Origin of the sequence: Erythrobacter sp. (assembly GCA_019739335.1) — a bacterium.
In the GTDB taxonomy this organism is placed as follows: Bacteria; Pseudomonadota; Alphaproteobacteria; order Sphingomonadales; family Sphingomonadaceae; genus Alteraurantiacibacter.
In genome coordinates, this window is sequence record CP073261.1 from 1,097,991 (window position 1) to 1,112,758 (window position 14,768).

Annotated in this window: 10 protein-coding genes and 1 tRNA gene; 7 read left to right on the forward strand and 4 right to left on the reverse strand. The window is 64.4% G+C overall.

Features of this window, described 5'->3' with window-relative positions; genetic code table 11:
• Positions 1-142 precede the first annotated feature (142 nt).
• The 3 genes from gltB (at position 143) to JY451_05410 (ending at position 6,466) form a co-directional block, all read left to right on the forward strand.
• Positions 143-4,723: a glutamate synthase large subunit gene (gene gltB, locus JY451_05400; protein ID QZH76575.1), complete on the forward strand. Its 4,581-nt coding sequence runs from the start codon at positions 143-145 to the stop codon at positions 4,721-4,723.
• 11 nt (positions 4,724-4,734) lie between these two features.
• Positions 4,735-6,171, forward strand: coding sequence for a glutamate synthase subunit beta (locus tag JY451_05405; protein QZH76010.1), 1,437 nt, complete (start codon positions 4,735-4,737; stop codon positions 6,169-6,171).
• Positions 6,172-6,232: 61 nt separating this feature from the next.
• Positions 6,233-6,466, forward strand: a complete 234-nt coding sequence (locus tag JY451_05410; GenBank protein QZH76011.1) for a hypothetical protein — start codon at positions 6,233-6,235, stop codon at positions 6,464-6,466.
• A 21-nt stretch (positions 6,467-6,487) separates the two neighbouring features.
• Here JY451_05410 and JY451_05415 read toward each other — a convergent pair whose 3' ends face one another.
• Together JY451_05415 and JY451_05420 are read right to left on the reverse strand one after the other, a co-directional pair.
• Complete coding sequence (locus JY451_05415) at positions 6,488-6,979, reverse strand: hypothetical protein (protein ID QZH76012.1); 492 nt, start codon at positions 6,977-6,979, stop codon at positions 6,488-6,490.
• Positions 6,980-7,245: 266 nt separating this feature from the next.
• Complete coding sequence (locus JY451_05420) at positions 7,246-7,929, reverse strand: uracil-DNA glycosylase (GenBank protein QZH76013.1); 684 nt, start codon at positions 7,927-7,929, stop codon at positions 7,246-7,248.
• A gap of 80 nt (positions 7,930-8,009) precedes the next feature.
• Between JY451_05420 and JY451_05425 the strand changes: the two genes are divergently transcribed.
• The 3 genes from JY451_05425 to JY451_05435 are packed head-to-tail and all read left to right on the forward strand — an operon-like array spanning position 8,010 to position 9,904.
• The gene (locus tag JY451_05425; protein QZH76014.1) at positions 8,010-8,627 is read left to right on the forward strand and encodes a ribonuclease D; all 618 of its coding nucleotides are present in this window, start codon (positions 8,010-8,012) and stop codon (positions 8,625-8,627) included.
• A 25-nt stretch (positions 8,628-8,652) separates the two neighbouring features.
• Entirely contained in the window at positions 8,653-9,306 is a 654-nt protein-coding gene (locus JY451_05430) for an LPS export ABC transporter periplasmic protein LptC (GenBank protein ID QZH76015.1), read from the forward strand.
• Positions 9,307-9,337: 31 nt separating this feature from the next.
• Positions 9,338-9,904, forward strand: coding sequence for an OstA family protein (locus tag JY451_05435; protein ID QZH76576.1), 567 nt, complete (start codon positions 9,338-9,340; stop codon positions 9,902-9,904).
• 82 nt (positions 9,905-9,986) lie between these two features.
• Here JY451_05435 and JY451_05440 read toward each other — a convergent pair.
• Both JY451_05440 and malQ read right to left on the reverse strand, forming a co-directional pair.
• Positions 9,987-10,060 (reverse strand) — tRNA-Gln (locus JY451_05440).
• Between the two features lie 43 nt (positions 10,061-10,103).
• Positions 10,104-12,071 (reverse strand): 4-alpha-glucanotransferase, encoded by a 1,968-nt coding sequence (malQ, locus tag JY451_05445; protein QZH76577.1) that lies wholly within the window; start codon positions 12,069-12,071, stop codon positions 10,104-10,106.
• Between the two features lie 249 nt (positions 12,072-12,320).
• Between malQ and JY451_05450 the strand changes: the two genes are divergently transcribed.
• The gene (locus JY451_05450) at positions 12,321-14,744 is read left to right on the forward strand and encodes a glycogen/starch/alpha-glucan phosphorylase (GenBank protein ID QZH76016.1); all 2,424 of its coding nucleotides are present in this window, start codon (positions 12,321-12,323) and stop codon (positions 14,742-14,744) included.
• Positions 14,745-14,768: the final 24 nt, after the last annotated feature.

Consider the following 14,768-nt stretch of genomic DNA (forward strand, 5'->3'; position numbering starts at 1 on the left):
TTCGTTACCGTTGAAACCGGTTCCGGGACGCGCCTTCGGCCCGCCCCGAACCTGCGCGAGCAACAGGAAGAGTTGACGTTTGACCGAGTATCCCGCCGCCCAAGGCCTGTATGACAGCGTAAACGAGCACGACAACTGCGGCATGGGCTTTGTCGCCCATATCAAGGGCGTCAAATCGCATGGCATCATTATCCAGGGCCTCGAGATTCTGGCCAATCTCGATCATCGCGGTGCGGTGGGCGCGGACCCGTTGCTGGGCGACGGCGCGGGAATCCTGATCCAGATCCCGGACAAGCTCTATCGCCGCTGGGCGACAAATGAAGGTCTCGCACTACCCCAGCCGGGCGATTACGCGGTGGCGATGTGCTTCCTGCCGCAGGATGCTCCGGCGCGCGATTTCATCACCGCGCAGTTCGAAAAATTCGTTGCCAAGGAGGGACAGCGCCTGATCGGCTGGCGCGACGTACCGACCACGCAGGAGGGTCTTGGCAAGGCCGTACTCGAATCGATGCCGGTGATCCGCCAGTGCTTCATCGCGCGGGGCGAAAACTGCGCCGATCAGGACGCTTTCGAGCGCAAGCTGATCGTGATCCGCAAACAGACCCAGAACCCGCTGGCGGAATTGGCGAAGAAGCACGCCATGCCGGGCCTTGAAAAGCTCTACATGCCCAGCTTCTCCAGCCGCACGGTGGTCTACAAGGGGCTGCTGCTGGCAACGCAGGTGGGCAGCTTTTACGACGACCTGCGCGATCCCGATTGCGAGAGTGCGCTCGGCCTCGTGCACCAGCGTTTCAGCACCAATACCTTCCCCAGCTGGCGGCTGGCGCAGCCATTCCGGATGATCTGCCACAATGGCGAAATCAACACCGTGCGCGGCAACGTTAACTGGATGAACGCGCGCCGCCGGACGATGGAATCGGACCTGCTCGGCGCCGATCTGGACAAATTGTGGCCGATCATCCCGCACGGCCAGTCGGACACCGCCTGTCTCGACAATGCGCTCGAACTGCTGCTGCTCGGCGGCTACAGCCTCGCCCATGCGATGATGATGCTGATTCCCGAAGCCTGGGCCGGCAATCCGCTGATGGATCCCAAGCGGCGCGCGTTCTATGAATACCACGCCGCGCTGATGGAGCCATGGGATGGCCCCGCTTCGGTCGCCTTCACCGATGGCCGGCAGATCGCCGCCACCTTGGACCGCAACGGCCTGCGCCCCGCGCGCTATTGCGTGACCAAGGATGACCTCGTCTGCCTCGCTTCCGAAAGCGGCGTGCTGCCGTTCGCCGAGGAAGACATCGTGCGCAAGTGGCGGCTCCAGCCCGGCCGGATGCTGCTGATCGATCTCGAACAGGGTCGCATCATCGAGGACGAGGAGCTCAAGGCCCAGCTCGCCAATGCCGAACCCTATGAGGAATGGCTGGAGAAGGCGCAATACAAGCTGGCCGATCTCGAAACCATCGAAACGCATGACGAAGCGGTGCTCGAGCACGAGGTGAGCCTGCTCGATCGCCAGCAGGCCTTCGGCTACACGCAGGAAGATATCGCCAAGTTCCTCGAACCGATGGCCGTTCTGGGAGACGATCCTATCGGTTCGATGGGCACCGACACCCCGATTGCGGTGCTGTCGAAGCGCAGCCGCCTGCTCTACGACTATTTCAAGCAGAACTTCGCGCAAGTCACCAATCCGCCGATCGATCCGATCCGCGAGGAGCTGGTGATGAGCCTGCTGACCATGGTGGGCCCGCGCCCGAACCTGCTGGGGCACGAGGCAGGCACGCACAAGCGGCTCGAAATCAGCCAGCCGATCCTCACCAGCAAGGGTATGGAGAAAATCCGCTCGGTTGAAGCAAGCCTTGACGGCGCGTTCCGCACCGGCACCATCGACATTACCTGGGATGCCAGCACCGGGGCCGATGGTCTCGAAATGGCGATCAAGGAAATGTGCTGGGCCGCCACCGAAGCGGTGCTGCAGGATCGCAACATCCTGATCCTCTCGGACCGCGCCCAAGGGCCTGACCGGATCCCGATGCCCGCGTTGCTCGCCACGGCTGCCGTGCACCACCAGCTGGTGCGGCAGGGCTTGCGGATGCAGACCGGGATCGTCGTCGAGACGGGCGAAGCGCGCGAGGTGCACCACTTCTGCGTGCTGGCGGGATACGGCGCAGAAGCGATCAATCCCTACCTCGCCTTCGAGACGCTGGAAGATATCCGCCGCCGCAAGGCTCCGGAACTGACACCCGAAGCGGTCGAGAAGAACTACATCAAAGCGGTGGGCAAGGGCATCCAGAAGGTCATGTCCAAGATGGGCATTTCCACCTACCAGTCCTATTGCGGGGCGCAGATTTTCGACGCGGTGGGGCTTTCCTCGGAATTCGTCGAAAGCTATTTCACCCGCACCGCCACCACCATCGAAGGCATCGGCCTAGCCGAAGTGGCGCAGGAGACGGTGCGCCGCCACTCCGCCGCCTATGGCGACAATCCGATCTACCGCAACATGCTCGATGTCGGCGGGATGTACCAGTACCGCCTGCGCGGCGAGGAGCACGCCTGGACCCCGGCCAATATCGCCCAGCTCCAGCACGCGGTGCGCGGCGACAAGTGGGACCAGTACGAGGAATTCGCAAAGTCGATCAACGAGCAGTCCGAACGGCTGCTGACGATCCGCGGGCTGATGGAGCTGAAGAAGGCGGACAAGCCGGTGCCACTCGACGAGGTCGAACCCGCCGCCGAAATCGTCAAACGGTTCAGCACCGGGGCGATGAGCTTCGGTTCGATCAGCCACGAAGCCCATTCCACGCTCGCCATCGCGATGAACCGGATCGGCGGGCGTTCGAACACCGGCGAAGGCGGGGAAGAGCCGGAGCGCTTCGTGCCGCTGCCCAATGGCGATTCGATGCGCAGCAAGATCAAGCAGGTGGCCAGCGGGCGCTTTGGCGTCACCACCGAATATCTCGCCAATTCGGACGATATCCAGATCAAGATGGCGCAGGGCGCCAAGCCCGGCGAGGGCGGGCAATTGCCGGGCCACAAGGTGGACAAGCGCATCGGCGCGGTGCGCCACGCGACACCCGGCGTGGGCCTGATTTCGCCGCCGCCGCATCACGATATCTATTCGATCGAAGACCTCGCGCAGCTGATCCACGATCTCAAGAACGTCAATCCGGTGGCGCGCATATCGGTCAAGCTGGTGGCAGAAGTGGGCGTCGGCACGGTCGCCGCAGGTGTCGCCAAGTGCAAGGCGGACCATGTCACCATTTCGGGCTACGAAGGCGGCACCGGCGCTTCGCCGCTCACCAGCCTGACCCACGCGGGATCTCCTTGGGAAATCGGCCTGGCCGAAACCCAGCAGACGCTGCTCCTGAACGGCCTGCGCAGCCGCATCGCGGTGCAGGTGGACGGCGGCCTGCGCACCGGGCGCGATGTCGCCATCGGCGCGCTGCTCGGCGCGGACGAATTCGGCTTTGCCACCGCTCCGCTGATCGCCGCGGGCTGCATCATGATGCGCAAGTGCCACCTCAACACCTGCCCGGTGGGCGTGGCGACGCAGAACCCCGAACTGCGCAAGCTGTTCGTCGGCCAGCCCGAACACGTCATCAACTACTTCTTCTTCGTCGCCGAGGAACTCCGCAGCATCATGGCCGAAATGGGCTTCCGCACGGTGGAGGAAATGATCGGCAGGGTCGAACGGATCGACATGAACCGCGCGATCCACCACTGGAAGACCGACGGGATCGACCTGTCGCGGCTGCTGCATCAGGTCGAACCCTGGGAAGGCAAGACGCTGTTCCATACCGAAGTGCAGGACCATGGGCTCGGCCCGGCGCTGGACAATGAGCTGATCGAAGCCTGCAAACCAGCGCTCGAACGCGGCGAGCCGGTGCAAATCGACCGCCCGATCCGCAATCTCAACCGCACCACCGGGGCCATGCTGTCAGGCGTAATTGCCAAGTCGCACGGCCACAAGGGGCTGCCCGCCGAGAGCATTCGCGTGAACTTCACCGGTACCGCCGGGCAGAGCTTTGGCGCCTGGCTGGTTCACGGGGTGACGCTCGATCTGGTCGGGGACGCCAACGACTATGTCGGCAAGGGGCTTTCCGGCGGCCGCGTGATCGTCCGCCCGCCCGCCGGGGTGCCGCGCGTGCCCGGCGAGAACATCATTGTCGGCAATACCGTTCTCTACGGCGCGATTGCGGGCGAAGCCTATTTTGGCGGCGTTGCCGGAGAACGCTTCGCGGTGCGCAATTCGGGCGCGATTGCGGTGGTCGAGGGCACCGGCGATCATGGCTGCGAGTATATGACCGGCGGCGTGGTCGCGGTGCTCGGCCAGACCGGACGCAATTTCGCTGCCGGGATGAGTGGCGGGGTCGCCTATGTCTATGATCCGGACGGCAGCTTTGCCAGCCGCTGCAACATGGCGCAGGTCGATCTCGAACCGATTGCGGCCAATGCCAGTGATCCGGACGGCATGGGCAGACCGCAGCAGCGCGGTGCCTCGGTCCATGATTTCGGCATGGGCGATCCGCTTTATCACGATGCCGCACGGTTGAAGATCCTGCTCGAACGGCACAAGCTGCACACCGGATCGGCGCGCGCCGAGGCGCTGCTTCGCGACTGGCCGGCATCGTTGGGCAAATTCGTCAAGGTGATGCCGAAGGATTACCGCCGCGCGCTCGAACAGCTCGAAGCCGAACGCGACCAGGCCGCCAGCGTTGCGGCCGAGTAGGATAGTAGACAATGGGTAAAGAGACGGGTTTCCTCGAAATCGACCGCAAGGATCGCACCTATGCCGATCCCAAGGAACGCATCCGGCACTACAAGGAGTTCGTGATCCCGCACAGCGAGGACGGGCTGCGGAACCAGGCCGCGCGGTGCATGAATTGCGGCATTCCCTACTGTCACAACGGCTGCCCGGTGAACAATATCATCCCGGACTGGAACCACCTGGTTTACGAGGGTGACTGGCAGAACGCATTGGAAGTGCTGCACAGCACCAACAACTTCCCCGAATTCACCGGCCGCGTCTGCCCCGCCCCGTGCGAGGCGAGCTGCACGCTCAACCTCACCGACGCGCCGGTAACGATCAAGAGCATCGAGTGCGCGATTGTCGATCGCGGGTGGAAGGAAGGCTGGATCAAGCCGCAGGCTCCTGCCCGGCAGACCGGCAAGAGTGTCGCCGTGGTCGGCTCCGGCCCGGCAGGGCTCGCCTGCGCCCAGCAACTGGCGCGCGCCGGGCATTCGGTCACCGTGTTCGAAAAGGGGGACCGGGTCGGCGGGCTGCTGCGGTATGGCATTCCCGACTTCAAGATGGAGAAGAGCCAGATCAACCGCCGCGCGGTGCAGATGGAAGCCGAAGGCGTGACTTTCCGCACCAGCACCGAAGTTGGCGTCGACATCTCGATGAAAAGCCTCAAGGAAAACTTCGACGCGGTGGTACTGGCGGGCGGGGCGGAGCATCCGCGCCCGCTGGAAATCCCCGGGGCGGAATTGCCCGGCGTGCGCCAGGCGATGGAATTCCTCACCCAGCAGAACAAGCGCAACGCGGGCGACGACGAAACCCGCGCCGCCCCGCGCGGCAGCCTGACGGCCACCGGCAAGCACGTGATCGTGATCGGGGGCGGCGATACCGGCAGCGATTGCGTGGGCACCAGCAACCGGCAAGGCGCGGCCAGCGTCACCCAGATCGAGATCATGCCGCAGCCCCCTGCGCACGAAAACAAGCTGATGACCTGGCCCGACTGGCCGATGAAGCTGCGCACTTCCACCAGCCACGAAGAAGGCGTGGAGCGTGACTGGGCCGTACTGACCAAGGAAGTGGTCGGCGAGGACGGCGCCGTCACCGGCCTGCGCTGCGTGCGCGCCGACTGGTCGGAGGGCCGCTTGAAGGAAGTTCCCGGCAGCGAATTCACCCTGAAGGCAGACCTGATCCTGCTGGCAATGGGCTTCCTCGGCCCGCGCAAGAAGGGGATGATCGAACAGAGCGGCGTGGCGCTGACCGCGCGCGGCAATGTCGATGCCGATACCCGTAGCTACCGTACCACTGACGAACGGGTCTACGCCTGCGGCGATATGCGGCGCGGGCAATCGCTGGTGGTCTGGGCCATCCGCGAAGGCCGCCAGTGCGCCGCCAGCGTGGACGAAGCGCTGATGGGAGTGACCGAACTGCCGCGATAGGACCCGCCGGAGTCATCAAACTGTAACATCAATGCTGTGAGTCTCCACAAAAAGGGGACGCATGCCTGATTTCCGATTCTTTCTCGAACGCGGCAACATGCGCAGCCGCGAGGTCAGTTTCGACCTGCCCGATCTATCGGTTGTAGGGCATGTGGCGAAGCAATTCGCCCGCCAGCATGCGGCGCGGGAAATCGGGACAGGCCACCTCAATCTGGCGCAGGAAGTGACTGTACTGGATTGCACCGATGCGGTGGTGGCGCGCTACCCGCTCGCCGATTTCCTCTGCGTCGAGTAGCTGTTCAACCAAGTTCAGACTTTACAAGTCGGTAGTTTTTCCCAGCGCGAAGCTGGTCTTGGTGCCATCCTGCCAGACCGCCTTATAGCTGGAATCCTTGTCCTTGCCCTTACCGTCGATATGCTCGCCGATGCCGCAAATGGCGATCTTGCCAGTGCCTTCGCTGGTATAGAACACAGTCATGATCGTCCGGCCTTTCTTGGCCATCCGGCTCGCCCCGTCGCTTGCATGGCAATACTTCCCCTTGGTCCCGCAGTGCTGCAAACCGCTGTGGGCGGCGCTGGCAATACCCCACAGGAAGGCACTGTCCGCCTGGGTTAACTGCGTCGTCGACAACTTGCCGACGAGCCGATAACCGATCGCCCCCGCCGAGGATGGGTCCGTCACAAAAGTGGCGCCGCCGGTTGGTGCAGGAGGCGAACTGGAGTGACGCTGCTTAACGCATGTAAAATGCATTCCGTTGTCGGAATCGTATTCACCGATGTCCTTGTTGCAGATTGCGCATTTTGTCATGATCGCCGCCCCCAATAGCTCCTCTGACAATGCGGCTGCGAAGATGTGATGGCAAGTGTTCTTTCGCGCGACTGCTTTCCTACGCTGGTTAAGGACAGGTGATACGAGACATGATACTGCCGCGTGCATCTTTTATCTCGTTGGAAACCAAGAATCCGGAAGGTGACACTTCGAACTACGAAAAGGCTCGCAAACACCTGCGAAACAAGCGCAAAATCCGAAGCCAGAGTTTTCGGAAAGGGGTAGGTCGGAGCTCCACAATTGCTCTATAATCGCCAGTCGATCCTTTCGCGCCCGTTCGCGTCGAGGAAGGCATTGGCTCGGCTGAACGGCCTTGAACCGAAGAAACCGCGATGGGCGGAAAGCGGGCTGGGGTGCGGGCTCCTGATCAGGCAATGCCGCCCCCCTTCCTGCAAAGCGGCAATCCGCGCCGCTTTGCCCTGTGCGTGACTGCCCCAGAGCACGAACACGCTCGGCTCCGCCCGTTCCGCCACCGCCGCCACGCAGGCATCGGTGATGGCCTCCCAGCCGCGCCCCGCGTGGCTGCCCGCCTTGCCGTCTTCCACCGTCAGCGTGTTGTTGAGCAGCAGCACCCCCTGCCGCGCCCAGCCTTCCAGATTGCCGCTCGATGGTGGCGCGATGCCAAGATCGGCTTGCAATTCCTTGTAAATGTTGCGCAGCGAAGGCGGCAGCGGCACCCTTTCGGCCACCGAAAAGCACAGCCCGTGCGCCTGCCCCGGCCCGTGGTACGGATCCTGCCCCAGGATCACGACCTTCACCGCATCGAGCGGGGTCAGTTCCAGCGCTCGCAGGCGGCATCCGCGCGGCGGGTAGATCGCCTTGCCCGCCGCTTCCTCCCCGCGCAGCCAGCCGCCCAGCTGGCGCGCTGCGGGCGTGGCCAGCACTGGATCGAGCACATCGGCCCAGCCCGGGGGTACAGTTTCGCTCATCAGCCAGAGGTTAGGCGCGATGTCGGCACAGAGCAAAGGCGCCCTTCCCTCCTATCCCCATTCCGCCTAAGGCGTGGCCGATGACTGTCCATTTCCACGAAGAAGACCTGCCTGCAGGCGTGCTCGCCGATGGCCCTGTCGCCGTCGATACCGAAACCATGGGCCTCGTCACCGCGCGTGACCGGCTGTGCGTGGTGCAGATCAGCGATGGCAATGGCGACGAACACCTCGTCCGCTTCGCCAAGGGGAGCGCCTACGATGCGCCCAATCTCAAGGCTGTGCTGGCCGATCCGGCGCGGGTGAAGATCTACCATTTCGCCCGCTTCGATCTCGCCGCGATCGAGCATTATCTCGGCGTAATTGCCGCGCCGGTGTTCTGCACCAAGATCGCCAGCAAGATGACCCGCACCTATACCGATCGCCACGGACTGAAGATGATCGTCGAGGAACTGCTCGGCGAAAGCCTGTCCAAGGTGCAGCAGTCGAGCGACTGGGGAGCGCCGGTGCTCAACGATGCGCAACGCGAATATGCCGCCTCGGACGTGCGCTATCTCCACCGGCTGCGCACGATCATGATCGAGCGGCTGGAGCGCGAGGGGCGGCTGGAAATGGCGCAGGCCTGTTTCCACTTCCTCCCCGCACGCGCCCAGCTCGATCTGGCCGGCTGGGCTGAGAAAGATATCTTCAGCCACGAGTAAGGGACACGCCGCATAGGCAGAACGCATGACCATCGCCGCAGACCGGATGCGCACCAAGCGCCAGGCCTTCGCCGCACCGGGCTCCTCGCTCGACAGGATCGTGCGCCTGCTCGCGGTGGGCCTGCCCGCGCTGGTAGGGGTAGTGGCGGCGATGATGCTGATAACCCCGCTGTCACCGCGCGGGGAAGTCAGCTTCCTGCTCGATCGCAACCGGGTGGCAATTGCCGATGACCGGCTGCGGGTGGACGACGCCATGTATCGCGGAGAGGACCGGCAGGGCCGCCCGTTCTCGCTTATGGCGGGCGAAGCGGTGCAGCGCAGCAATGCCGTACCGGTAGTGGAATTGCAGGACCTGATGGCGCGCATCCTGTTGCCCGACGGCCCGGCGATCCTCTCCGCCGAGCAGGGCACCTATGCCATCGATGACGAACAGGTGGGCGTTCCTGGCGTGGTCCGCTTTACCGCTGCCGACGGCTACGAAATGTCTGCGCGCAATGTGACCTTCGACCTGGTCGAGCGGGTGCTGATGGGACAAGGGCGCGTTGCAGGCGTGATTCCGGCGGGTACCTTCGAGGCCGATTCTATGCGCGTCGATCTGGTGGAGCGGACGATCGTTCTCGACGGAAACGCCCGGCTGGTAATGGTGCCGGGGCGGCTGCGAATGCCGAGCGGAATGTGATGGGCGGAATGTAACGATGGAGCAGACGACTATGCTGGAAGCCGCTGAAGCCCGCACCCCGCTGAGCCGCCTTGCCTTGCGCGGACTGGCAGCAGGCCTGCTCGCAGGCGGTGCGGTAGCTTTGGGCTTTGGCTCGGTAGCGGGCGCGCAGAACATTGCCGGCTTCAATTCGAATCAGCCGGTCTCCTACGCAGCGGACCGGATCGAATTGCAGGACCGGCAGAACCGCGTGATCCTGTCGGGTGACGTGGTGATCCAGCAGGGCGACCTGCGGATGACCGCCGAACGCACGACGGTCGCCTATACCGACGCGGGCACTCTCCGCATCCAGCGTATCGACGCGACCGGCGGCGTGGTAGTGACCCGCGGCAGCGAACGCGCTCGCGGCGATGTGGCGGTATACGATTTCAACCGCCGCATCATCACCATGTCCGGCGGCGTGGGGATCAGTCGCGGCTCCGATACGCTCAACGGCGGGCGGCTGGTGATCGATCTCAATTCGGGCCTGTCGAGCGTCGACGGAGCGGGATCGCGGCCGGCTAACGGGGAAAATGCAGGGCGGGTGTCGGGCACGTTCGCTGTGCCCGAGAGCGATTAGATCACGCTGGATACTTGCCGGTGATCTCTAGGGCTGCACAGGCGAGCCAACTCCGCTGTGCAGCTTCCGTCAGCGAAAAAAGTGGATGCCCCGCAAGGACTCGAACCTTGATTGACGGAGTCAGAGTCCGCTCTCTTACCATTAGAGGACAGGGCAATACCAATGGAGCGCGCGCCTTTATCCCGCGACCAAGCAGGGGTCAAGGGGAGAGCGGCGGTTCGCCATGCAGTGCGTCGATCCGCTGGCGCACCTCGTCGCTCGCCAGCAACTCGCCCAAGGGTGCGGCGAGCCGACGACGCCAGTTGGGGTGCTCGGTGACGGTGCCTGGGATATTGGGCTGCTCGATCACGCCCAGCAGGTCTTCAGCCGGGACAACGGCGAGGGCGCAAGGAGTGCGGGCGATATGGGCAATGGCAGCAGTCACGACGGCTGAGGGCTCATGCGGCGCGGGGCGAGGGATTTGCCCGGCTATTGTGGACCACAGCAGGCCGCGGTCCCAGTCGCGGATCGCTTCGGCCTGGGCGCGGTCCATGCCGAGGGGAAGGCGGCCCAGCTGCTCTGCCCAGTCGAGATCGTGCCCGCTCCACCAGCCCGCAAGCGTGGGCGTGTCGTGGGTGCCCGTCATTGCCACGGCCTGCGGGTCGTAGTCCGCCGCGCCGATAAACCCTTGGTCTTCCGCACGTTCGAACCACAGTACCCGCATTCCCAGGATGCCGCGTTCGCCGATCGTGTCGGCAAATCCGTGCGGGCTGGTGCCGAGATCCTCGGCGATCACGAAAGCGTCGGCAAGGTGCGCTTCGAGTGCCAGGAGGCGGGCCAGATCGTCGAACGGGTATGCGAGATAGACCCCGTCCGCCGCGCCGCCGCCTTCGGGAATCACCCACAGCCGGGCGAGACCGAAGGCGTGATCGACCCGCAGGCCGCCGCCGTGCGCCAGTGCCGAACGGATCATCGCGATCCACGGGGCATAGCCGTTGCGGCGCAGCCCCGAGGGCGAAAACCCTGTAATTCCCCAGTTTTGTCCCTGCGGACCGAGCGGGTCGGGGGGCGCGCCGATGGTCAATCCGTGGAGCATGTCGGCGCCCAGTGCCCAGCAGTCGGCGCCGCCGGGGTCGACTCCCACGGCGAGATCACTGACCAGGCCCACGCGCATTCCTGCGGCCTTGGCACGGGCCTGCACTTCGGCGAGGCACTTCTGTGCAAGCCCTTGTACGAACAGGTGAAAATCGACTTCCGCCGCATGTTTGGCCGCGAACGAAGCGACCGCCCTGCCCTCCGGCTTGTGATAGCGGCTCGGCCATTCGCGCCAGCTCCACGCTCCGGATCGTGCACGAAAATGACAGTCGAGCGCATCGAAAATTGCGTGGCGAAGCATTCCACCATCGGGAATCCCGGTGATTTCGGCGCGCTTTTCCGCGTCCAGATCCTCATACAGCGTGCGCAATTGGTGCAATCGTGCCGGAAGTGCCCTCTCCCAGCCGATCAGCTCCGGTCCGTCCTCTTCCGGCAATGGCGACAGGCCCAAAAGCGCCGGATCGGCCATCGCGCCGTTCACGAATCGGCGGCTGGACGGGAAGTAGGGGCTGAACCGTTCGCCGTGGCCGGGAGCCAGCGCGTGGACCGGATTGATCGCGACCATGTCCGCACCTGCCGCTGCCAGCGCTTCGATATTTTCGGCCAGTTCGCCGAATGTGCCGAACGGTGATGGTCGCGATCCGCGCAGCGAGGGGATTTGCAGGGAGACGCCCCAGGGGCGCGGTTCTGAAGGGGGTTGCGGAAAGCCCTGCGGTGCGACCGCGAGCCGGGTTTCCACGCCGTCGATACGGCAATCGTAATAGCCCGGCTCTGAAGGAGCAATCGGCACTCCGTCCTGGCAATCGAGCGTCTTTTCCGCCCCGTCCCAGCGGCGCACCAGCGCTTCGCCGCAGGTGAAAGGCAGCGCGATGGCTTCGCCTGCTTCGGCGACCACCAGCGCGGCCAAGCGATAATGCTCGGCCTCGATCAGCGCGAGGCTGCGGGCGATCTGCCGCTTGTTTGCAGCCTTAAACCCCAGCGCCCCGAGCACAGAGACCAGAGTCGCATCGGCCACCACGTGCTCGCGCCCGTCGACATCGCGCCAGTGGCGCTGCAATCCGGCGGCGGCAGCGAGGGCGTGGAGCGGTTCGATCTGGTGATCCATCGCTGCTCCCTCGCCCGTGCCGTCCGATTGCGCAAGCCGGATGCTGCCCCGATGCTGCCCAAAATGCTGCAATGCACCAGAAAATAGCTATGCACGGCCCATTGCCGATTGCGCCCTCCCGCGAATGATGCCTAGAAGCAGGCGGGAGACGAGTTTTCGGGGGGCTGCCACAGGGGTTGTTTCGGCGCAGGCCGGGCTCCACCCTGACAAGCAGCCAAATCAGGAGCCTTCTTTTCCGTGAACAGCCTTTCGCCCATAGCAGCACCCACTCCCGACGACGAAATCGATGCGCTGATCCTCACCGCGCTGAACCACCGCGTTGGCAAGGACGAGCGCGCCGCCAAGCCGCACGACTGGTACGTGGCCACCGTCTATGCCCTGCGCGACAAGGTGATCGACCGGTGGATGGAATCCACCCGCCGCACTTATGCCGAGGGCGCGAAGCGGGTCTATTACCTCAGCCTCGAATTCCTGATCGGGCGGCTGCTGCGCGATACGATGCACAATCTCGATCTCACCGGCGCGCTCGAACGGGCGCTGCGCAAGCATGGCTTCGAACTGTCGAGCCTGGAAGAACTCGAACCCGACGCCGCGCTCGGCAATGGCGGACTGGGGCGGCTGGCGGCCTGCTTCATGGAAAGCCTCGCGAGCCTCGACATCCCTGCCTACGGCTACGGCATCCGCTACGTGAACGGCATGTTCCGCCAGCGGATCGACGAGGGCTGGCAGGTCGAACTGCCCGAAACCTGGCTCAGCCACGGCAATCCGTGGGAATTCGACCGGCGCGAAAGCGCCTACCGCGTCGGCTTTGGCGGCGAAGTGGTCAGCAAGGGTTCGGGCGTTACCTGGCAACCGTCCGAATGGGTCGAGGCCTCCGCCGTCGATACCCCGATGGTCGGCTGGCGCGGCAAGCGGGTCAACACGCTGCGGCTGTGGACCGCGCACGCGCTCGATCCGATCAAGCTCGATGCCTTCAACGCGGGTGACCATATCGGCGCGCTGGCCGGGGAAGCCCGCGCCGCGAGCCTCGTTCGTGTGCTTTACCCGGCGGATTCGCATCAGGCCGGGCAGGAACTGCGGCTGCGGCAGGAGTATTTCTTCTCCGCCGCCAGCATCCAGGACATCGTCCGCCGCCACCTGCAACACCACGGCGACATTTCCACCCTGCCGGACAAGGCGGCGATCCAATTGAACGATACCCACCCGGCGGTGGCCGTCGCCGAACTGATCCGGCTGCTGGTGGATGAGCACCACCTGGAATTCGACAAGGCGCTGGACATCACCCGCCGGACGATGGGCTACACCAACCACACGCTGCTGCCCGAAGCGCTCGAATCGTGGCCGCTGCCGCTGTTCGAACGGCTGCTGCCGCGCCACATGCAGATCATCTACGCGATCAACAGCCGGGTGCTGCGCGAAGCGGGCAAGGCGGGCGTGGGCGATGCCGCGATCGCCGCGATCAGCCTGATCGACGAAGGCGGAGACCGGCGGGTGCGGATGGCCAATCTCGCTTTCACCGGGGCGCACAGCGTCAACGGGGTGGCGGCGCTGCACACCGAACTGATGAAGCAAACGGTGTTTGCCGACCTCCACAGCCTCTACCCGGACCGTATCAACAACAAGACCAACGGCGTCACCCCGCGCCGCTGGCTGATGCAGTGCAATCCCGGCCTCACCGGCGTGATCCGCGAAGCCATCAGCGATGCCTTCATGGACGATGCCGAGCAACTGGCCATGCTCGCCCCCTTGGCGGGCGACGCGGCGCTGGGCGAACGGATCGCCACGGTGAAGCGCGCCAACAAGGTGGCGCTATCGGGCCATCTGCGCGAACTGACGGGCATCCGCCTGAACCCCGATGCGCTGTTCGATGTGCAGATCAAGCGCATCCACGAATACAAGCGGCAACTGCTCAATCTGGTCGAGACGGTGGCGCTCTATGACCAGATCCGCAGCCATCCCGAACGCGACTGGGTGCCGCGCGTCAAGATCTTCGGCGGCAAGGCTGCGCCGAGCTATCACAATGCCAAGCTGATCATCAAACTGGCGAACGACATTGCCCGGCGGGTCAATTGCGATCCGGCGGTGGGCGAACTCTTGAAGGTGGTGTTCGTCCCCAATTACAACGTCACGCTGGCGGAGCGGATCATCCCCGCTGCCGACCTCTCCGAACAGATCAGCACCGCGGGGATGGAAGCGAGCGGCACCGGCAATATGAAGTTCGCGCTCAACGGCGCGCTCACCATCGGCACGCTCGACGGGGCGAATATCGAGATCATGGACCGGGTCGGGATCGAGAACATCGTGATCTTCGGCATGACCGCCGAGGAAGTCGCCGCGAAACGCGCCAACGGATACAACCCGCGCGAAGTGATCGAACAATCGCCCGAACTGCACCAGGCGGTGGAAGCGATTGCCGGCGGGGTGTTCTCGCCTGACGACAAGGACCGCTACAAGGACCTGATGGGCGGGCTCTACGCCAGCGACTGGTTCATGCTCGCCGCCGATTTCGACGCCTACGCCAGCGCCCAGCGCGAAGTGGACGCGCGCTGGCGCGATCCGGCGGGGTGGCGGAAGGCGGCAATCCTGAATATTGCGAATGTGGGGTGGTTTTCGTCGGACCGGACGATTGCGGAGTATGCGGGGGAGATTTGGGGGGTTTAGGGGGGTTGGGCCTCAGACTGCGAA

Excerpts from the sequence above, each read along its gene's own strand:
- JY451_05405 (QZH76010.1), top strand. The coding sequence starts at position 4,735 with ATGGGTAAAGAGACGGGTTTCCTCGAAATCGACCGCAAGGATCGCACC.
- JY451_05425 (QZH76014.1), top strand. The coding sequence starts at position 8,010 with ATGACTGTCCATTTCCACGAAGAAGACCTGCCTGCAGGCGTGCTCGCC.
- JY451_05420 (QZH76013.1), bottom strand. The coding sequence starts at position 7,929 with ATGAGCGAAACTGTACCCCCGGGCTGGGCCGATGTGCTCGATCCAGTG.
- JY451_05415 (QZH76012.1), bottom strand. The coding sequence starts at position 6,979 with ATGACAAAATGCGCAATCTGCAACAAGGACATCGGTGAATACGATTCC.
- JY451_05410 (QZH76011.1), top strand. The coding sequence starts at position 6,233 with ATGCCTGATTTCCGATTCTTTCTCGAACGCGGCAACATGCGCAGCCGC.
- JY451_05430 (QZH76015.1), top strand. The coding sequence starts at position 8,653 with ATGACCATCGCCGCAGACCGGATGCGCACCAAGCGCCAGGCCTTCGCC.
- gltB (QZH76575.1), top strand. The coding sequence starts at position 143 with ATGGGCTTTGTCGCCCATATCAAGGGCGTCAAATCGCATGGCATCATT.
- JY451_05435 (QZH76576.1), top strand. The coding sequence starts at position 9,338 with ATGCTGGAAGCCGCTGAAGCCCGCACCCCGCTGAGCCGCCTTGCCTTG.